Origin of the sequence: Pseudomonas sp. PDM09 (assembly GCF_014852305.1) — a bacterium.
Taxonomy (GTDB): domain Bacteria; phylum Pseudomonadota; class Gammaproteobacteria; order Pseudomonadales; family Pseudomonadaceae; genus Aquipseudomonas.
Genome location: NZ_JACVBI010000003.1, coordinates 165,631 through 185,166 on the forward strand (window position 1 = coordinate 165,631; position 19,536 = coordinate 185,166).

Annotated in this window: 20 protein-coding genes; 11 read left to right on the forward strand and 9 right to left on the reverse strand. The window is 58.9% G+C overall.

The genetic code is table 11. The features are described from left to right. Nucleotides 1-106 precede the first annotated feature (106 nt). Both IB250_RS09480 and IB250_RS09485 read left to right on the forward strand, forming a co-directional pair. Nucleotides 107-655, forward strand: a complete 549-nt coding sequence (locus IB250_RS09480) for a sigma-70 family RNA polymerase sigma factor (protein ID WP_192343904.1) — start codon at nucleotides 107-109, stop codon at nucleotides 653-655. Beyond that, entirely contained in the window at nucleotides 652-1,665 is a 1,014-nt protein-coding gene (locus IB250_RS09485) for an ABC transporter substrate-binding protein (RefSeq protein ID WP_192343905.1), read from the forward strand. Before IB250_RS09480 ends, IB250_RS09485 begins: the two co-directional genes overlap by 4 nt. 250 nt (nucleotides 1,666-1,915) lie before the next feature. Here the strand turns inward: IB250_RS09485 and IB250_RS09490 are convergent, their stop codons facing one another. The 3 genes from IB250_RS09490 to IB250_RS09500 form a co-directional block, all read right to left on the reverse strand. Continuing rightward, entirely contained in the window at nucleotides 1,916-2,659 is a 744-nt protein-coding gene (locus tag IB250_RS09490) for an NAD-dependent epimerase/dehydratase family protein (RefSeq protein WP_192343906.1), read from the reverse strand. A gap of 43 nt (nucleotides 2,660-2,702) precedes the next feature. Beyond that, nucleotides 2,703-3,335: a glutathione S-transferase family protein gene (locus tag IB250_RS09495; RefSeq protein ID WP_192343907.1), complete on the reverse strand. Its 633-nt coding sequence runs from the start codon at nucleotides 3,333-3,335 to the stop codon at nucleotides 2,703-2,705. Between the two features lie 67 nt (nucleotides 3,336-3,402). Further along, nucleotides 3,403-4,434, reverse strand: a complete 1,032-nt coding sequence (locus IB250_RS09500; protein WP_192343908.1) for a LacI family DNA-binding transcriptional regulator — start codon at nucleotides 4,432-4,434, stop codon at nucleotides 3,403-3,405. A gap of 215 nt (nucleotides 4,435-4,649) precedes the next feature. Between IB250_RS09500 and IB250_RS09505 the strand changes: the two genes are divergently transcribed. Beyond that, complete coding sequence (locus IB250_RS09505) at nucleotides 4,650-5,183, forward strand: gluconokinase (RefSeq protein ID WP_192343909.1); 534 nt, start codon at nucleotides 4,650-4,652, stop codon at nucleotides 5,181-5,183. A gap of 83 nt (nucleotides 5,184-5,266) precedes the next feature. Beyond that, nucleotides 5,267-6,619, forward strand: coding sequence for a GntP family permease (locus IB250_RS09510; RefSeq protein ID WP_192343910.1), 1,353 nt, complete (start codon nucleotides 5,267-5,269; stop codon nucleotides 6,617-6,619). A 94-nt stretch (nucleotides 6,620-6,713) separates the two neighbouring features. On the opposite strand, the gene alaC is transcribed toward IB250_RS09510, so the two are convergent. Further along, nucleotides 6,714-7,931 carry an alanine transaminase gene (alaC, locus tag IB250_RS09515; RefSeq protein WP_038982007.1) on the reverse strand — a complete coding sequence of 406 codons (1,218 nt, stop codon included), beginning with the start codon at nucleotides 7,929-7,931 and terminating at the stop codon, nucleotides 6,714-6,716. A gap of 137 nt (nucleotides 7,932-8,068) precedes the next feature. Here alaC and IB250_RS09520 point away from each other — a divergent pair, with 137 nt between their 5' ends. From IB250_RS09520 to IB250_RS09530, 3 genes are all read left to right on the forward strand, one after another. Continuing rightward, nucleotides 8,069-8,731, forward strand: coding sequence for a LysE family translocator (locus IB250_RS09520; RefSeq protein WP_192343911.1), 663 nt, complete (start codon nucleotides 8,069-8,071; stop codon nucleotides 8,729-8,731). Between the two features lie 66 nt (nucleotides 8,732-8,797). Further along, nucleotides 8,798-9,283, forward strand: coding sequence for a GyrI-like domain-containing protein (locus IB250_RS09525; protein WP_192343912.1), 486 nt, complete (start codon nucleotides 8,798-8,800; stop codon nucleotides 9,281-9,283). 96 nt (nucleotides 9,284-9,379) lie between these two features. After that, the gene (locus IB250_RS09530) at nucleotides 9,380-9,868 is read left to right on the forward strand and encodes a GNAT family N-acetyltransferase (protein ID WP_192343913.1); all 489 of its coding nucleotides are present in this window, start codon (nucleotides 9,380-9,382) and stop codon (nucleotides 9,866-9,868) included. A gap of 45 nt (nucleotides 9,869-9,913) precedes the next feature. Here IB250_RS09530 and IB250_RS09535 read toward each other — a convergent pair whose 3' ends face one another. The 4 genes from IB250_RS09535 to IB250_RS09550 form a co-directional block, all read right to left on the reverse strand. After that, nucleotides 9,914-11,746: an ABC transporter ATP-binding protein gene (locus tag IB250_RS09535; RefSeq protein WP_192343914.1), complete on the reverse strand. Its 1,833-nt coding sequence runs from the start codon at nucleotides 11,744-11,746 to the stop codon at nucleotides 9,914-9,916. 85 nt (nucleotides 11,747-11,831) lie between these two features. Then, nucleotides 11,832-12,389: a peptidylprolyl isomerase gene (locus IB250_RS09540; RefSeq protein WP_192343915.1), complete on the reverse strand. Its 558-nt coding sequence runs from the start codon at nucleotides 12,387-12,389 to the stop codon at nucleotides 11,832-11,834. A gap of 3 nt (nucleotides 12,390-12,392) precedes the next feature. Next, nucleotides 12,393-13,196, reverse strand: coding sequence for an alpha/beta fold hydrolase (locus IB250_RS09545; RefSeq protein WP_192343916.1), 804 nt, complete (start codon nucleotides 13,194-13,196; stop codon nucleotides 12,393-12,395). Between the two features lie 14 nt (nucleotides 13,197-13,210). Continuing rightward, nucleotides 13,211-14,134, reverse strand: a complete 924-nt coding sequence (locus tag IB250_RS09550; RefSeq protein WP_192343917.1) for a LysR family transcriptional regulator — start codon at nucleotides 14,132-14,134, stop codon at nucleotides 13,211-13,213. Nucleotides 14,135-14,183: 49 nt separating this feature from the next. Here IB250_RS09550 and IB250_RS09555 point away from each other — a divergent pair, with 49 nt between their 5' ends. From IB250_RS09555 to IB250_RS09565, 3 genes are all read left to right on the forward strand, one after another. After that, complete coding sequence (locus IB250_RS09555; protein WP_192343918.1) at nucleotides 14,184-14,513, forward strand: 3-phosphoglycerate kinase; 330 nt, start codon at nucleotides 14,184-14,186, stop codon at nucleotides 14,511-14,513. 151 nt (nucleotides 14,514-14,664) lie between these two features. Continuing rightward, nucleotides 14,665-15,264 (forward strand): FMN-dependent NADH-azoreductase, encoded by a 600-nt coding sequence (locus IB250_RS09560; RefSeq protein WP_192343919.1) that lies wholly within the window; start codon nucleotides 14,665-14,667, stop codon nucleotides 15,262-15,264. Between the two features lie 343 nt (nucleotides 15,265-15,607). Then, nucleotides 15,608-16,474, forward strand: coding sequence for a carboxylate/amino acid/amine transporter (locus IB250_RS09565; protein ID WP_192343920.1), 867 nt, complete (start codon nucleotides 15,608-15,610; stop codon nucleotides 16,472-16,474). 108 nt (nucleotides 16,475-16,582) lie between these two features. Here the strand turns inward: IB250_RS09565 and IB250_RS09570 are convergent, their stop codons facing one another. Beyond that, complete coding sequence (locus tag IB250_RS09570; protein ID WP_192343921.1) at nucleotides 16,583-17,881, reverse strand: mechanosensitive ion channel family protein; 1,299 nt, start codon at nucleotides 17,879-17,881, stop codon at nucleotides 16,583-16,585. A 193-nt stretch (nucleotides 17,882-18,074) separates the two neighbouring features. On the opposite strand from IB250_RS09570, the gene IB250_RS09575 reads away from it, so the two are divergent. After that, nucleotides 18,075-19,421: a DEAD/DEAH box helicase gene (locus IB250_RS09575; RefSeq protein ID WP_008153197.1), complete on the forward strand. Its 1,347-nt coding sequence runs from the start codon at nucleotides 18,075-18,077 to the stop codon at nucleotides 19,419-19,421. The last annotated feature ends 115 nt before the right edge of the window (nucleotides 19,422-19,536 follow it).

A 19,536-nucleotide genomic window follows, 5' to 3' on the forward strand; every position in this document is an offset into this window, starting at 1 on the left:
TGGAATATAAAAATTCGTTTTAAGTATTATTAATGAATAAGGCTCCTTGCTAGGATCGCGCCACCGGATCACCGGACATTCAGCGACCCTAACCCATGGAGCCTCTATGTCCGGCGCCGACCTTTCTCATCGCAACGACGTGGGCGGATTGTTCCGCGCCCACTATGCCTGGCTGTGCGCACGGCTACGCCATTACCTGGGGGCCAGTCCCAGCGTCGAAGACATCGCCGCCGAGACCTTCGTGCAGTTGCTCGAATCGCCAGGTCTGACGCCAATTCGCGAACCTCGCGCCTTGCTCACCACCATTGCCCGTCGGTTGATTTATCAGCTGTGGCGTCGTCGCGATCTGGAACGCCAGCACCTCGATCAGCTACTGCTGATTGACCCGCTCGGTGGACCATCGCCTGAAGACCTGGCGCAGTTTTTCCAGGCCCTGACACGCCTTGAACAAACCCTCGGCCGCTTGCCGGGCAAGGTCAGGGCAACGTTCCTGCTGTCGAGAGTCGACGGCCTGACCTACCCACAAATCGCCGCCGAACTGGGCATTTCCCAGCGCTCGGTCAGCATCTACATGACCCGCTCCCAGGCACTGTGCGCCCAGCACAGTGCCAACGAACCCTTGAACCGATTACCCCTGACCCAGAGGTCCGCATGAGATCGATCAAAACCCTGCTCGGCAGTTCGCTGCTGGCCCTGAGCCTTGTGGCTGGCCACGTTTCAGCCGCAGAAAAAACCACGCCCATCCACTTTGGTGACATCACCTGGGAAAGTGGCAGCCTGATCACCGAGATCCTGAGGTTGATCGTCGAGAAAGGCTACGGCTACCCGACCGACACTTTGCCGGGCAGTACCGTCAGCCTCGAAGCAGCGTTGGCCAAGAACGATATTCAAGTGATTGGCGAAGAGTGGGCCGGGCGCAGTCCGGCCTGGGTCAAGGCGGCATCGGAGGGCAAAGTGTTTGGTTTGGGTGATACGGTCAAAGGCGCCACCGAAGGTTGGTGGGTACCGGAATACGTGATCAAGGGTGACCCGGAACGTGGCATTAAACCTTTGGCGCCGCAGCTGAAATCCGTCGCCGATCTGGCGCGCTACAAGGACGTGTTCCGTGACCCGGAAGACCCAAGCCGCGGACGTTTTCTCAACAGCCCGACCGGTTGGACGTCAGAGATCGTCAACAGCCAGAAACTCAAGGCCTATGACCTGACTGCCAGCTACGTCAACTTCCGCACCGGTTCCGGCGCTGCGCTGGATGCCGAGGTCGCTTCATCGATCCGCCGTGGCAAACCGGTACTGTTTTACTACTGGTCGCCGACGCCTCTGCTGGGTCGATTCAAACTGGTGAAACTCGAAGAGCCGCCGTTCGATGCGCAAGCCTGGAAGACCCTGGCCGATGCCAACAACCCGAACCCCAAGGGCACACGTTCGATGCCGGCCAGCCTGGCTATCGGTGTGTCGGCACCGTTCAAGGCGCAGTACCCGGACCTGGTGGCGTTCTTCGAAAAGGTCGATTTGCCGATCAATCTGCTGAACCAGACCCTCGGGCAGATGAGCGAAAAACGCCAGCCACCGCGTCAGGTCGCCGAAGCGTTTTTGCGCGATCAGCCGCAGGTGTGGAAGGCCTGGGTGCCGGGTGAGGTGGCCACGAAGGTGAGTGAAAGTTTGTAGTTTTTGTCTTGTGTTTTTTAGTGCCTGAACTGCCGCCTTCGCGAGCAAGCCCGCTCCCACAGTAAATTTGTTGTGAACACACTATTGGTGAACACCGACAATCAAAATGTGGGAGCGGGCTTGCTCGCGAAGACGGCGGCACAATCAACATTGATGTCGTCTAATACACCGCTTTCGTTGGAACACCGCTGGGAGCAAGCCCGTTCCCCCAGCGCAAGAACCACGTTGTCCGGATTCTGAAAAAGCACAGTCAAGGAAACCCGATGGGAATGTCGAACTCCTGAAATGCATCATCCACCGGCCTATAACCCAACACCCGGGTAGTTTCACTGAGGTCCAGGCGTTTGAAACGGTTATTGGAAATACCGTGGGCGATCAGGTGTTGCACACCTTTGACCTCTACCGAGAGTTGCAGTAACTGCACCGCATCACGAGGGCTCAGCCAGGCGCTCAGGTCACGAGCGTTGGTCAATTCGTGACGGTCCGCAAACTCGAAAGCGCCGATGCGTATGGCGATGCTCGATAGGTTGTGTTTGGCAGCGTAGAACGCACACAAGGCTTCGCCATAACACTTGCTGACGCCATACAGATTGGCCGGCATCACCTGCATGCCCGGTGTGATCTGCCGGTCCACCGGATAACCCTCGATGGTCTGCGCGCTGCTGGCGAACACCAGCCGTTTACAACCCGCCGCCACGGCGGCTTCGAACAGGTAAGTGGTGGCCAGAATATTGTTGGGCAGTAACTCATCGAAAGAGGCGGTGGCGTGAGGGATGCCAGCCAGATGCACGATGACGTCGATTCCCTTCAGCTCTTCGCTTATGGCGGTGAGGTCGGACAGGTCCTGGCGTACAAAGCGATGCGGTGCATCGACATTGAAGTCGGGCTCGATGCGATCCGTCAGCACGAAGGTGTAGCGGTCCTGCGAAGCTTCGAAAAAGGTTCTGCCGATTCTGCCGCAGGCGCCGGTCAGCAGTACGTTGAGTCCGTTCATGGGGTTCTCTTTTTATGGAAGGGCAGAGGGGGCGGATTTGGCGTTATGGCACGCCATTGCAGGCGTGTTCCATAAACCCCGGCCGCAACGCCAGTCGTTGGCAATAGGCGTCGACGGCGGGATAGTCCGGGCGTTCCATCGGGGTCATCCGCCAGCGGTTGACCGACAATCCGATGAGGATATCGGCCAGTGTGAATTGCGGTCCGGCGACATATGCTCCGGTCGCCGCGAGTTGCTGTTCGAGGATGCCCATTTTCGCGTTCCAGCCGCGAACGCCATCGGCAATCCGCTGCGAGTCCTGGAAGTTCGGCAATTGCCTGACCAGCGCAAAAAAAGCGTAGCCCCAAGACGGGTTGAGTTCGGTGGCTTGCCAGTCCATCCACTGCTCCACGCGAGCGCGGGCCGCTGGTTCGATGGGCAACAGGTCAGTGTTTTGGTGTTTGCCGGCCAGGTACCGGCAAATGGTATTGGATTCCCACAGCACGCCGGCTTCGTCGATGAGGACCGGCACTTGTGCATTGGGGTTGAGCTGGAGAAACTCCGGGCTCTGGGTCGATGCGAAACCGCTGCCCCAGTCTTCGCGTTCGTATGAAACGCCCAGTTCGTCGCAGGTCCACAGGACTTTTCTGACGTTGATTGACGAGGCCCGACCCAAAATCTTCAGCGTATGTCCCATTGAGCTTCTCCGTTTGCTGTTCCAGGTCTCGGGAATCTAGCACGCGGAGCGTGGGAATGGTCGCGCTTCAGGTGCTCTCGCGCACCTTCAATTCAAACCCCATATCCTGCACCGGTCTGGTCACTGAATTGCCGGCCAGCAAGGTCAGCATCAGCTCTGCGGAGCGACGGCCAATGGCTTCTCGTGGGGTGCTGATGCTGCTCAGGCGCGGGACCATGTGTTCGGACATGGGCAAGTCGTTGAATCCGAGAATCGCCACTTGTTCGGGGATCTTGATCCCGCAGCGCAACGCTTCGAGCAACGCGCCCTGGGCCAGGTCGTCGTTACCGAAGAAGATCGCATCGACGTCTGGATGGGCAGCGAGCAGTTGCAGGAACAATTCGCCGCCCAGACCCACCGACGAGGCTCGCGGTGTCAGCACTTCCAGGGCTGGATCATACAAACCGGCCTTTTGCAGCGCGCGGCGGAAACCTTCGCCACGCAGTAGCGTTCGTTGATCGAGTTGCGCGCCGATGTAGGCCAGGCGTTTGCGACCGCGTGACAGTAAATGCCCGGCAGCGGTTTCGCCGGCAGCGACTTGCGAAAAGCCGACGCAATTGAGCCCGGCCGCGCTGTCCAGTTCCATCATGTAGACGCAGGGAATGTTGCTGGCCTCGATCATCCGCCGCGAACTTTCGGTGCGGTCGAAACCGGTCAGCAACAGGCCGCGAGGCTGATAAGCCATGTAATTGCGCAGCAGGTTTTCTTCTTCATCACGCGAGTAATGGAAGTTGCCGATCAGCACTTCGAAGCCCTTTGGTCGCAAAACCTGATGAATGGCTTCCAGCGTGTCGATGAACAGCAGGTTGGACAATGACGGCACCAAAACCACCACGGAATGGCTCTGGGCCGAGGCCAGAGCGCGGGCGGCAGGGTTGACCACGTAGTTCAGGTCGAGGGCGGCCTTCTGGACTTTTTCCACCAGTTCGGTGGCCACCGTGCTGACGCCGCGCAGCGCGCGGGAGGCGGTAATCGGGCTGACACCGGCCAGGCGCGCGACTTCGTTGAGGGTAGGGCGGCCAGTGGTGCGAGTATTTTTATCGTTTTTAGGGGTATTCATCGGACGGCTTGCCAAACAAAATTCAAGGCACTAAGGTAGCGCTGTCTCGATGCAGCTGCAAATGCGTGAACGAGGTTTGCCTGATCCTCGCTTTTTGGCCTCGAGAACGAACATGCTGCAACCCACAAAAATGACAAGAAGGCGTCGGCAACTTCTGCTTTTGCACTTGAGTCTTACGTAGCAAAGGTAGCGCTGTCTGCGCGCTGAGGTGTTACATGAATCATCCCATCACCGCCCTGGTCATCATGGGCGTTGCCGGTTGCGGCAAGACCTGCGTCAGCCAGTCCCTGTGCCAGCTTAGCGGCGCGACCGCCATTGAAGGCGATACTTTCCACCCTGCCGCCAATATCGAAAAGATGAGCGCGGGTATCCCCCTGAACGATGAAGACCGTGCCGGCTGGCTCGACAGCCTGTGCGATGAACTGCGCCGCGTCGATGCCAAAGGCGAGCGCCCGGTGCTGACCTGTTCGGCCCTCAAACACAGTTACCGCGAACGCTTGCGCAGTGCCTTGCCGGGCCTGGGCTTCGTTTTTCTTGAGCTGTCCCCCGAAGTCGCCGCCGATCGTGTGTCTCATCGGCCGGGCCACTTCATGCCGTCGACCTTGATCGATAGCCAGTTCGCCACACTTGAATCGCCCGTTGGTGAGCCCCTGACCCTGGCTCTGGATGCGTCCAGCCACAGCGTCGATGAATTGGCGAAGCAGGCTCATGCATGGTGGCTCGATCATGGCTTGAAACTCGCCAGTTGAGTTTTGCTCCAAGAGATAGCGCTGTCCTGACGGCATTTGAATAATTGCTTTCATAACAACAACAAACAACGGAGACACCCCCCATGTTTGGCATGTCCCACGAGTCATTCCTGCTGCTAGACGCAGTGGTCACAGTGATCGGGCTTATCGTCCTGATCACCAAGTTCAAGTTGCACCCATTCCTCGCACTGATCATCGCCGCCGCCTTCCTCGGGCTGACGTCCGGCATGCCGATCGGCACCATCATCAAGGCGTTCCAGGATGGCTTCGGTGGGGTACTCGGTTTCGTCGGGATCATCCTGGCGCTGGGCACGATGCTCGGCAAAATGATGGCCGAATCAGGCGGTGCGGATCAGATTGCGCAGACGTTGATCCGCGCCTTCGGCAAGGACAAGGTGCAGTGGGCCATGATGTTCGCCGCGTTCCTGGTCGGCATTCCGCTGTTCTTCGAAATCGGCTTCGTGCTGCTGATTCCGCTGGTGTTCATCGTGGCTCGTCGCACTGGCGTGTCGATCATCAAGATCGGTATCCCGCTGCTGGCTGGTCTGTCCGCGGTACACGGCCTGGTGCCGCCGCACCCGGGTCCGCTGCTGGCCATCGGTGTGTTCGGTGCCGACATCGGTAAAACCATTCTGTACGGCCTGATCGTTGCGCTGCCAACGGCCATCATCGCTGGCCCGATCTTCGGTACGTTCATTGCCAAGCACATTCCCGGTCATCCGAACCAGGAGCTGGTGGATCAACTGGCGCGCGAAACGGATTCGGCTGAACTGCCGAGCTTCGGCATCACTCTGGTGACCGTGCTGCTGCCGGTGTTCCTGATGTTGCTCAAGACATTTGCCGACGTGGTGCTGCCCGATGGCAACATCTTCCGCGCTTTCATGGATCTGATTGGTCACCCGATTTCGGCGTTGCTGCTGGCATTGCTGCTGTCGCTGTATACCTTCGGCTACAAGCAGGGCATCGGTTCCAGTCAAATGATGAAATGGCTGGATGCCAGCCTTGCGCCGACCGCCGCGATCATTCTGATCATCGGTGCCGGTGGTGGCTTCAAGCAGATGCTGGTGACCAGCGGTGTGGGTGATGTGATCGGCCACATGGCGGTGAACGCACAGATCTCGCCGATCCTGCTGGCCTGGCTGGTGGCGGCGGTGATTCGCATCGCGACCGGTTCAGCGACCGTGGCAACCATTACCGGCGCAGGCATCGTGGTGCCGGTGGTGGGGATGATTCCGGGCGTGAACCGTGAGCTGCTGGTACTGGCCACCGGTGCCGGTTCGTTGATCCTGTCCCACGTCAACGACGCCGGTTTCTGGCTGGTGAAGCAGTACTTCAACATGACCGTGGCGGAAACCTTCAAGACCTGGACCGCGATGGAAACCATCCTGTCCGTGGTGGGCCTGGGCTTCATCCTGCTGTTGTCGTTGTTCGTCTAAGCACACTGCACTGATGCATTCCCACGCAGAGCGTGGGAATGATCAAGCACAAAAAAACCGCATCGCTGCGGTTTTTTTGTGTCTGTTTGATAAATCAGGCGTTGGTTTTCTGAACCAACCCATCCGCCCGAAACATCCCGCGAATCCCGCGCACGGCCTGACGAATCCGGTCCTGGTTTTCGATCAGCGCGAAGCGCACATGATCATCCCCATACTCGCCAAATCCCACACCCGGCGAGACACAGACCTTGGCCTCGGCCAGCAGCTTCTTGGCGAACTCCAGCGAACCCATGTGTGCGTATGCCTCGGGAATCTTGGCCCAGACGTACATCGACGCTTTCGGGTTTTCGACCATCCAGCCCAGTTCATGCAAGCCTTTGACCAGCACGTTGCGACGCTGCCGATACTGATCGGCGATGTCTTTGACACATTGCTGATCGCCTTCCAGCGCCGCGATGGCCGCGACCTGCAGCGGGGTGAACGTGCCGTAATCGTGGTAGCTCTTGATCCGCGCCAGGGCGTTGACCAGTTCCGGGTTGCCGACCATGAAACCGATGCGCCAACCAGCCATGTTGTAGCTCTTGGACAGGGTGAAAAACTCCACCGCGATGTCCTTGGCGCCGGGCACCTGCATGATCGACGGGGCTTTCCAGCCGTCGTAGACGATGTCGGCGTAGGCCAGGTCGTGCACCACCAAAACGTCGTACTGTTTGGCGAGGGCGATCACCCGCTCGAAGAAATCCAGCTCCACGCACTGGGCGGTGGGGTTGGACGGGAAGCCGAGGATCATCATTTTCGGTTTCGGGATCGAGCCGCGAATCGCCCGTTCCAGCTCGGCGAAGAAATCCACGCCAGGAATCAGCGGCACCGACCGCACCTGGGCACCGGCAATCACGGCACCGTAGATGTGAATCGGATAGCTGGGGTTCGGCACCAGCACGGTGTCGCCCTGATCGAGGGTGGCCAGCATCAAATGCGCCAGACCCTCCTTGGAACCAATGGTGACAATGGCTTCGGTTTCCGGGTCGATGTCGACTTCGTAGCGATCCTTGTACCAGTTGGAAATCGCCCGGCGCAGGCGCGGAATCCCTTTGGACGTGGAGTAGCCGTGGGTGTCTTCACGCTGGGCAACAGTGACGAGTTTTTCGACAATGTGCGGCGGCGTGGCGCCGTCGGGGTTGCCCATGCTCAAGTCGATGATGTCTTCGCCACGACGACGGGCGGCCATCTTCAGCTCGGCAGTGATGTTGAAGACGTAAGGGGGGAGTCGATCTATGCGCGCAAAGCGGCGCGGCGAACCTTGTTCGGCCATTGTTGCCTCGGATAACGTAAGCGCCCGGAACCGTCCGAGCGACGCTGGCCACTGCGGTGGCCTGTGCGGAATGTAAGGGCAGCTGTGGCAGACTGTCCAGCGTCTATGTAAACAATTTTTGCGAAGGAAATCGGTTGATGGAATTTACCAGCGGCTTTTTGCTGAGCCTTTCGCTGTGCCTGGACATCGGTGTGGCCAATATCGCAATGATCACGTTGGCGATGCAGCGCGGCTATTTCCAAGGCTTTGCCCTGGGTCTGGGGACGTGTGTCGGCGACCTGATTTACGCCGTGCTGGCATTGGCCGGGATGACCGTATTGCTGCAATACGAAACCGTGCGTTGGGTGTTGTGGATTGGCGGGTCGGCGCTGCTGCTGTATTTCGCGGCGAAGATGATTTATTCGGCGATTCACCATGAAGCGCTGTTGGCGCAGACCGCTGAAGTCGGTCACAACTCCCACCGCAAGGCGTTCTTTCGCGGGATTTTCCTCGCCATGTCCTCCCCCAGCGCCATTCTCTGGTTCGCCGCGGTAGGCGGAACACTGATCGCCCGTTCCGGCGGCGGTGGCGCGGTCAGCTCGGCGCTGTTTCTTGGCGGTTTCTTGTGCGCCGGTGTGCTCTGGTGTGTTGGTCTGTGCTTCGCTGCGAGCCACGGCGGCAAATTGCTCGGGGACAAACTACTGCGTTATTCCTACATGGCTTCGGCAGCGATCTTCTGTTATTTCGCGGTCTACGTGATCCTATCGGGTTACAACGAGTTCATCGGCCCAGGCGCCATCGAACAGTTGCATGCACTGTAATTTGGCGAATCGGGTTTGGCTTCTATACTCCCAGCCGAACCCACCTTTTGTACTAGGAGTTGAGTCATGGATGAGCAAACAGGCGCCGAGAAGGTCGAGCCACGCTTCGAAAACGGGCACTTCATGCTCATAGCGGGGCTTGGTGGACGATTTACTGCGGATACGACCAAAGCGATCCCCGATCTATGGGAGAGATTCATTCCCGAGATGGGCAAAATTCCCGGTCAGAAAAGCGAAGTAACCTACGGCATCTGCTGCAATCCGGATGGCAAGGGTGGTTTCGAGTACATCGCCGGTGTCGAAATCAGCAAGCTCGACGACCTGCCCGAGAAGTACCGCTGGATCGAAGTTCAGCCTCAGAAGTATGCAGTCTTCGAACACAAGGGCTCTCTGGATGCCTTGCCCCAGACCTTTCAATACATCTGGAAAACCTGGCTGCCGAAGTCCGGTCATGAAGCGGCGGACGCTCCGGAGTTCGAACGCTACAGCGACGATTTCAACCCCAAGCTCAATACCGGCGTGCTGGAAATCTGGCTGCCGCTCAAGGCGTAATGAGCGGGTCGAGTGGCGGATCGGTGATTCGCCTCTCGATGTCGTATTGATGCTGATTTATGATCCCAACCTTTCCCACGCCGATTCCGAACTGCCATGAACACCGTCATCCGCCACGTCAGCCCCGCTGACCTGGACCGTTGCTATGCCATCGAAACCGTTGCCTACGAAGGCGATGAAGCCGCCACCCGCGAGAAAATCGCCACCCGCATCGCCACCTGGCCCGAGGGCTTCATCGTTGCTGAAGTGAATGGCGTTGTAGCCGGTTTCATCAATTCCGGTGCGGCATTTCAGGTGGAGATGTCGGACGAAGCGTTCAAGGAACTGATCGGCCACGACCCGGCCGGCCCGCACGTGGTGATCATGTCGGTGGTGGTGCATCCGGACTATCAGGGGCAGGGTCTGGCGAAACGCTTGATGAGTGAGTTTATCCAGCGCATGCGTGCACTGAACAAGGCCAGCATCCACCTGATGTGCAAAGAGCGGCACATTCCGCTTTATGCCGGGTTTGGTTTTGCCTACATCAAGCCCTCGGCGTCCGATCATGGCGGCATGGCGTGGCATGAGATGGTGTTGACGCTGTAACCCGTGTGGGAGCGAGCAAGCCCGCTCCCACAGGTTGGTGTTGCCTCAATCGATCCCGACAAACCCCCCGGTCTGGTGCTGCCACAACCGCGCATACAAGCCGCCATGGGCCAGCAGTTCGGCGTGGCTGCCGGTTTCGGCGATTTTGCCGTTTTCCAGCACCACCAAGCGGTCCATCCGTGCGATGGTCGAGAGGCGGTGGGCGATGGCGATCACGGTCTTGCCCTGCATCAGGGTTTCGAGGCTTTCCTGGATCGCTGCTTCGACTTCCGAGTCCAGGGCCGAGGTGGCTTCGTCCATGATCAGGATCGGCGCGTCCTTGAGCAGCACCCGGGCGATGGCAATCCGCTGACGCTGGCCACCGGAGAGCTTCACACCGCGTTCACCGACATGAGCATCGAAACCGGTGCGACCTTCAGAGTCCGACAGCAACGGGATGAACTCGTCGGCCCGGGCCTTGTGCACCGCTTCCCAGAGTTCGGCATCGGTGGCGTCGGGTTTGCCGTACAGCAAATTGTCGCGGATCGAACGGTGCAGCAGCGAAGTGTCCTGGGTGATCATGCCGATGCGTTCACGCAGGCTTTCCTGGCCGACTTCGGCGATGTTCTGGCCATCAATGAGAATCCGCCCACCCTGCACGTCATAGAGGCGCAGCAGCAGATTGACCAACGTCGATTTGCCGGCACCGGACGGGCCGATCAGGCCGATTTTCTCGCCGGGTTTGATCGTCAGGTTGAGGTCGCTGATGATCCCGCTTTTCTTGCCGTAGTGGAAATCGACGTGATCGAAACGCACCTCGCCACGGGCCACCTTCAAAGGCTTGGCCTGCTCGCGGTCGGTGATGCTGACTGGCTGGGAAATGGTCTGCAAACCGTCCTGAACCATGCCGATGTTTTCGAAAATGCCCGTCACCACCCACATGATCCAGCCAGACATGTTGACGATGCGGATCACCAGGCCCGTGGCCAAGGCAATTGCACCCACTGAGATCAACGACTGCGTCCACAGCCACAGCGCGAGGCCGGTGGTGCTGACGATCAGCAGGCCGTTCATGCTGGTGATGGCCACGTCCATGCTGGTCACCACACGGCCAGCCAGTTGGGCTTTTTCGGTTTGTTCCTTGATCGCTTCGCGGGCGTATTGCTGTTCGAAGTTGGTGTGGGCGAACAGCTTCAGGGTGGTGATGTTGGTGTAGCCATCGACGATCCGTCCCATGAGTTTGGAGCGCGCATCGGACGACACCACCGAGCGTTCCTTGACCCGTGGCACGAAGTAGTAGAGGGCGCCGATGAAGGCGGCGATCCAGGTCAGCAGCGGGATCATCAGGCGCCAGTCGGCTTCGGCGAACAGCACCAGTGAACTGATCGCGTAGATCAGCACATGCCATAGCGCGTCTACCGCTTGCACAGCCGAATCGCGCAACGAGTTGCCGGTCTGCATGATGCGTTGGGCGATGCGCCCGGCGAAGTCGTTCTGGAAGAAATTGAGGCTCTGTTTGAGCACGTAACTGTGGTTTTGCCAGCGGATCAGGCTGGTCAGGCTAGGGCTCAAGGTCTGGTGCACCAGCAAGTCATGCAAGCCGACGAATATCGGGCGCAGGACCAACGCCACCACCGCCATCCAGGCCAGTTCGATGCCGTGTTCCTTGAAAAAATTGACGTTGGGCGTGCCTTGGGCGAGGTCGATGATGCGGCTCAGGTAGCTGAACAGTGCCACTTCGATCAGCGCGCCGAACAGGCCGACGATCAACAGGACGGCGAAACTCGGCCAGACCTGCTTCAGGTAATAGGTGTAGAAGGGGAGAACCCGATCCGGCGGAGCCGCCGTCGGTGCATCGCGGAATATATCGATCAGTTTTTCAAAACGGCGATAAAGCATCAGTTCTCCGCCCGTGCACGGGCTCTCCTTTAAACGATATGAGCGGCGCCGGAGACCGACAGCCGCTCAAGCACTCCTGTGCAGATTAGTCTATGCGTTTGGCCGACTTGATGAAGACCGGGTCGGCCGGCACGTCTTTCATGCCGCTTTTGGTGGTGGTCTGGGAGTTCACGATGACATCGACGACGTCCATCCCTTTAACGACTTTACCGAACACGGCATAGCCGTCGCCCTGGTCGAGAAAGTCGTTGTCTTTGACGTTGATGAAGAACTGGCTGGTGGCCGAATCCGGGACGGACGTACGAGCCATGGACAGGGTGCCACGCACGTTATGCAGGCCGTTCTTGGATTCGTTCTTGATCGGCGCCTTGGTTTCTTTTTGCTGCATCTGCTGAGTGAAACCGCCGCCCTGGACCATGAAGCCCGGAATCACACGGTGAAAAATCGTGTTGTTGTAGAAGCCGCTGTCGACGTACTCAAGGAAGTTCTTGGTACTGATCGGCGCCTTGACCGGGTCCAGTTCGATTTCGATCTGGCCATTGGTGGTTTCCAGCAGCACGTGCGGCGCCTTGGCGGGCGCGGCGGCCATCAGGTTGGCGGCAAACAGAACGGAGCCGGCGACGAGGGCGATTTTTTTCAGCATAAGTCAGTGATCCTGAGTAGTGGTGTCGACTGCGGTGAGAAACTCGAGCAGCGTTTGGTTGAAGCGTTCCGGTTGATCCAGCGGGGTGGCATGGCGCGAGTCGGCGATCACCACCAGCCGCGCATCGGGCAGCAGTTTTACGTACGTTTCCTTCACCGAGACCGGAGTGTAATCGTGGTCTGCGCTAACGATGAGGGTTGGACAGGTGACTCGCGAAAGTCGTTCCTGAACCCCCCAGCCTATGAGGGCATCGAAGCTGGCGAGATAAGCATGTTTGTGGTTCTTTGCCCAGCGCACGGCAATTTTTTGCCGCAAATCGGCTTGGTCGGGTTTGGGAAACAGCATGCGTCCCACGGCTTTGCCGATTGTTTCCATGCTCAGCAGTCGGGCCATGCTCCAGCGTTTGATTAGCCACCAGTAGTCACTGGGTTTTTGCATTTTGACTTGCGGCTGGCTATTGACGATGCACAGACTTTTGAGCAATTGCGGCTGATCCACCGCCAGTTGAAAGCCGATTATGCCACCCATGGAAAGCCCTACATAATGTGTCGGGCCCAGGTGCAAGTGTTCAATGAGAGCGATCAGGTCGGCGCTGAATCCGGCGATGCTGTAACGCTCACGGGGTTTGTCGGAGCGCCCGTGGCCGCGTACGTCCGGGACGATCACCCGGTAGCGGGCTGACAGCGCCGGGATCTGCATTTCCCAGTCCAGGGTGCTGGAGCCCAACCCGTGAACCAATAGCAACGGCGTGCCGTGGCCATATTCCTCATAGTGCAGGTTGCAACCTTCATGTTCGAAATAGGCCATACGTACACTCCATGTCAGGCTTGTTCAGGGGCGGCGAAAGGTGCATCCAGCGGCGCGGTATCAAAGGTGCGCAGCAGTTCGATGAGAATCTGCGTCGCCGGGCCCAAGGGTTTGTCCTTGTTCGAATACAGATAGAAGCTCGGGTTGCGGCTGCCACCCTGGTCCAACGGTAGCACTTTGAGCGTACCTTCCTTGAGTTCGCGCTCGATCATGTGCCGGGGCAGCCAGGCGAAACCCAGGCCGCTGCTGACGAAAGTCGCGGCGGTGGCCAGGCTGCCGACGGTCCAGCGCTGTTCGGCGCCGAGCCAGCCGACGTCTCGCGGTTGCTGACGGCCGGAGTCGCGGATCACCACTTGCATCTGGCTTTCCAGGTCCTGGAAGCTCAGTTCGCGGTTCAAGCGATGCAAGGAATGCTCGGGGTGGGCGACCGCGATGAATTCGACGTCGCTCAATTCTGCGCCCAGATAACCGGGAATACTGAACCCGGTGATGGCCAGATCGGCCACGCCTTCAAGCAACACTTCCTCGACACCCGATAACACTTCTTCGCGCAGACGCACCCGGCAGCCACGGCTTTGCGGCATGAACGCGGTCAGGGCGCGAACGAGGCGGGCGCTGGGGTAGGCGGCGTCGACCACCAGCCGCACTTCCGCTTCCCAGCCTTGCTCCATGTGATGGGCCAGGTCTTCCAGTTGGCTGGCCTGTTTCACCAGTTGTCGGGAACGGCGTAACAACACGCCGCCGGCCTCGGTGAGCACCGCTTTGCGGCCGTCGATGCGTAGCAATGGCACACCGAGCTGGTCCTGCATGCGCGCTACGGTGTAGCTGACCGACGATTGCGAGCGGTGCAGCGCTTCGGCGGCCTGGGCGAAACCGCCGTGATCGACCACGGCCTGCAATGTTCGCCATTGATCAAGGGTCACGCGGGGCGCTTTCATGTTGAGCTCCTCTTGTCCTAAGCTGGCAGTCCTTATTGGAGGCTGCTGAATGAAAAAACTTTGTTGTGTGATGGCGGGTTGTGCGGCGTTGGCGATGTTGCCGCTGACGGCGTTTGCCTATCCGATCGACGTTCAAAAGCAATTGAACGGCTTGAGCATCGATTACAACGCCTTTGATACAGATGCCGATATCGCCTCCATTCAGGTGAACAACTACGGCAGCACCGATGCGATCTGCAGGGTGGTTTTCAACAATGGCCCGGAAGCGCCGCGTAACCGCACAATCGAAGTGCCTGCCGGTAAACACAAAAACGCCACCGCCAAGTTCACCCGCACCATCATCAAGATGCGTATCAACCTGACCTGCACCCCGAAATGACATCGAGCGGAGCGGCCCAGCTGGGACATGCTCCGCTTATAAACGAATTTATCGATGCTTTATAGCAGTTATTTGCGCTTTTTCATCGATATGACTCTGTTTAACCTTCACTCCATCGACCTACAGCATTCTCAGATGGAGGCTACATCCCATGTCCCGCGTTCTGATCATCGAAAGCAGCGCCCGTCAGCAAGACTCGGTTTCCCGCCAGCTGACCCAGACCTTCATCAGCCAGTGGAAAACCGCACACCCGGCCGACCAGATCACCGTCCGTGACCTCGCCACCACCCCGGTGCCGCACCTGGACATCAACTTGCTGGGCGGCTGGATGAAACCTGCCGAACAACGCAACGACATCGAGCAGGCCTCGCTGGAGCGCTCCAACCTGCTGACCGACGAGCTGCTGGCCGCCGACGTGCTGGTGATGGCGGCGCCGATGTACAACTTCGCCATCCCTAGCACCCTCAAAGCCTGGCTCGACCACGTGCTGCGTGCCGGTGTGACCTTCAAGTACACCGAAACCGGCCCGCAAGGTTTGCTCAGCGGCAAGCGGGCTTATGTGCTGACTGCTCGCGGCGGGATCTACGCCGGCAGCACCGCCGATCACCAGGAACCGTACCTGCGCCAGGTCATGGCCTTCATCGGCATCCACGACGTCACGTTCATTCACGCCGAAGGCATGAACCTGGGCGGTGACTTCCAGGAGAAAGGCCTGAACCAGGCCAACGCCAAGCTTTCCCAGGTCGCCTGAGCCGTTAATCGCCAGATAATCGCTGGATGGTCTAGTGACCTGGCGCAACCCTTCAAGCCTGCACGCGCATCGAACCTCCCTTTGCACTTGTTGCTCCTGAGTGCTCTAGCCCGATTGAACGCATTAGCGAGATCGGGCTTTTTTTTGCCTGCGATTTAATGAATGAGCACACACCCCTGTGGGAGCGGGCTTGCTCGCGAAGAGGGCGTGTCAGTCGACATTAATGTTGCCTGACCCACCGCATTCGCGAGCAAGCCCGCTCCCACAGGGTTTTGTGTGTTGGCTGACTGTCGCGATGACGGGCAAAACCCGCTATCGTCGCGCCATTCGAAATGAGGCGACCATGGGCTATCTACTTTTTGTCACGCTGATCCAGGCGTTTTCCTTCAGCTTGATCGGCGAATACCTGGCCGGGCATGTCGACAGTTACTTCGCGGTGCTGGTTCGGGTGTTGCTGGCGGGGCTGGTGTTCATTCCGCTGACGCGCTGGCGTCAGGTCGAGCCCGCGTTCATGCGTGGGATGTTGCTGATCGGGGCGTTGCAGTTCGGCGTGACTTACGTCTGCCTGTACCTGAGCTTCCGGGTGCTGACGGTGCCGGAGGTGTTGCTGTTCACCATCCTCACACCTTTGCACGTGACCCTGATCGAAGATGCGCTGAACCGGCGCTTCAATCCGTGGGCCTTGATCGCGGCATTGGTGGCGGTACTCGGGGCGGCAGTGATTCGCTATGACCGGATCAACCCGGATTTCTTTATGGGTTTCCTGCTGCTGCAACTCGCCAACTTCACCTACGCCGCCGGGCAGGTGCTCTACAAACATCTAGTGGCCCGCCATCCGAGCGATCTGCCGCATTACCGACGCTTCGGCTACTTCTATCTGGGCGCGTTGGCGGTGGCGTTGCCGGCGTTTCTGCTGTTCGGCAAACAGAACTTCCTGCCCGAAGCGCCGCTGCAATGGGGCGTGCTGCTGTTCCTCGGCCTGGTCTCGACCGCGCTGGGTTTGTACTGGTGGAACAAGGGCGCGTGCCTGGTGAACGGCGGGACGCTGGCGGTGATGAACAATTTGCATGTGCCGGTTGGGTTGCTGATCAACTTGCTGATCTGGAATCAGCATGAAGAGCTGGGGCGGTTGTTGTTTGGTGGGTCGGTGATTCTGATGGCGGTGTGGATCAGTCGGTTGGGTGTACGCCAATCAGTAACAGCACGCTGAACCTGTGGGAGCGGGCTTGCCCGCGAATGCGGTATGACATTCAACATAGATGTCGGCTGACACTCCGCCTTCGCGAGCAAGCCCGCTTCCACAAAGGGATATGTGGTGCTACATGATGTGTTTTTCCGGCTCGGGAATGTGGCTCGCGCCCAACACCGCCGGGAGTAACCCCGACCGCAAATCCCCGCCGCTCGGCTGCTGATAAAGGCTCAAGCCAAACTCCGGCAGCACCGCCAGCAGGTAATCGAAAATATCCCCCTGAATCCGCTCGTAATCGGCCCACACGGTGGTGCGGGTGAAGCAGTAGATTTCCAGCGGGATACCCTGAGCGGTGGTCTGCATCTGGCGAACCATGCAGGTCATGTTCGGCTGGATTTCCGTGTGACTCTTCAGATAGGCCAGCGCATAGGCGCGAAAGGTGCCGATGTTGGTCATCCGTCGACGGTTGGCCGACATCGCTGCGACGTTGCCTTGAGCTGCGTTCCAGGCCTTGAGTTCGGCCTGTTTGCGGTTGATGTAGTCGGTCAGCAGATGCACCTGAGACAGCTTCAGCTCTTCGTCATCGCGAATGAACCGCACGCCGCTGGCGTCGATGAACAAGCTGCGCTTGATCCGGCGGCCACCGGACTGCTGCATGCCGCGCCAGTTCTTGAACGACTCGGACATCAGGCGCCAGGTTGGAATCGAAACGATGGTCTTGTCGAAATTCTGCACCTTGACCGTGTGCAAGGTGATGTCCACCACGTCACCGTCGGCACCGACTTGTGGCATCTCGATCCAGTCGCCGACCCGCAGCATGTCGTTGCTGGTCAGTTGCACGCTGGCGACGAACGACAGCAGGGTGTCTTTGTAGACCAACAGAATCACCGCCGACATGGCGCCCAGACCCGACAGCAGCAACAGCGGCGAACGGTCGATCAGCGTGGCAACGATGATGATCGCGCCAAACACGAACAACACCATTTTCGCCAGTTGCACGTAGCCTTTGATCGAGCGGGTGCGGGCGTGTTCGGTGCGGGCATAGATGTCCAGCAGGGCATTGAGCAATGCGCTGACGGCCAGCACCAGGAACAGAATGGTGAACGACAGCGCCACATTGCCAAGGAAGTTAAGGGCGGTTTTGCTCAGCTCCGGCACCAGGTGCAGACCGAACTGGATCACCAGCGAGGGCGTCATCTGCGCCAGGCGATGAAACACTTTGTTGTGGCGAAAATCGGTGATCCAGTGCAGCGACGGCTGGCGACCGAGGATTTTGGTCGCGTGAAGAATGAGGTAGCGCGCCACTCGTCCGAGCACCAGCGCCACCACCAGCAGCAACATCAGCGCGAGCGTGGAATGCAGGAGCGGGTGCTGATCGAGAGCACCCCAGAGGTCTTGGGCGTTGAGCCAGAGCTGTTTGATATCCATGGGTGAAAACGGTTCTTCTGTAGGACGCGACGGGGCGATTAGAGCATTTAAGACGTTCCGGATGACGTTTTGAGACAAAACAGGTAACAAAAAAACCACTGTTTGCAGCCGTTTGTATAAAGAAACTCGGCCTTCGCGCTCGAAACCGTTACCCTATGCAGCTGTTTTTTTGTATTTCTTCGAGGTAGCACCCGTGTTTTCCCAATTCGCCCTGCACGAACGCCTGCTCAAAGCCGTGGCCGAGCTTAAATTTGTCGAGCCAACGCCTGTGCAAGCAGCGGCTATTCCGCTGGCGCTCCAAGGGCGTGACCTGCGGGTGACGGCGCAAACCGGTAGCGGCAAAACCGCTGCATTCGTTTTGCCGATCCTCAACCGCTTGATCGGCCCGGCCAAAGTCCGCGTCAGCATCAAGACCCTGATCCTGCTGCCGACCCGCGAGCTGGCCCAGCAGACCATCAAGGAAGTCGAGCGCTTCGCTCAGTTCACCTTCATCAAGTCCGGCCTGATCACCGGCGGTGAAGACTTCAAGGTCCAGGCTGCCATGCTGCGCAAGGTGCCGGACATCCTGATCGGTACGCCGGGCCGGATGATCGAGCAACTGAACGCCGGCAACCTCGACCTCAAGGAAGTCGAAGTGCTGGTGCTCGACGAAGCCGACCGCATGCTCGACATGGGCTTTGCCGAAGACGTGCAGCGTCTGGTGGAAGAGTGCACCAACCGTCAGCAGACCATGCTGTTCTCCGCCACCACCGGCGGTTCGGGCCTGCGCGAGATGGTCGCTAAGGTTCTGAACAACCCTGAACACTTGCAGCTGAACAACGTCAGCGATCTGAACGCCACCACTCGTCAACAGATCATCACCGCCGACCACAATCAGCACAAAGAACAGATCGTGAACTGGCTGCTGGCCAACGAGACCTATCAGAAGGCCATCGTGTTCACCAACACCCGGGCCATGGCCGACCGTATTTACGGCCGTCTGGTGGCGCAGGAATACAAAGCGTTCGTGCTGCACGGTGACAAAGACCAGAAAGACCGCAAGCTGGCCATCGACCGTCTGAAGCAAGGCGGCGTGAAAATCCTCGTGGCCACCGACGTCGCCGCCCGTGGCCTGGACGTGGAAGGCCTGGACCTGGTGATCAACTTCGACATGCCGCGCAGCGGCGACGAATACGTTCACCGCATCGGTCGCACCGGCCGCGCCGGCAACGATGGCCTGGCCATCTCGCTGATCTGTCACGGCGACTGGAACCTGATGTCGAGCGTCGAGCGCTACCTCAAGCAGAGCTTCGAGCGCCGCACCATCAAGGAAGTCAAAGGCACCTACGGCGGACCGAAAAAGGTCAAGGCCTCGGGCAAAGCCGTTGGCGTGAAGAAGAAAAAGGTCGACGCCAAAGGCGACAAAAAGAAAACCGGCGCCAAGGCCCCGACCAAGCGCAAGATCGCCAACCGCCCGAAGACCGACGCCCTGTCGCTGGTCAGCAAGGACGGCATGGCGCCTTTGAAACGCCGCAAGCCGGAAGCGCCAGCGGCTGAATAAAGCGCTGTAGCGTTCCCATAAAAAACCCGGACAGTGTCCGGGTTTTTTTACGTCAAAAAATCGCAGCAGCTCTTACAGCTGCGCGCTCAAACCCATGTAGGAGCTGCCGAAGGCT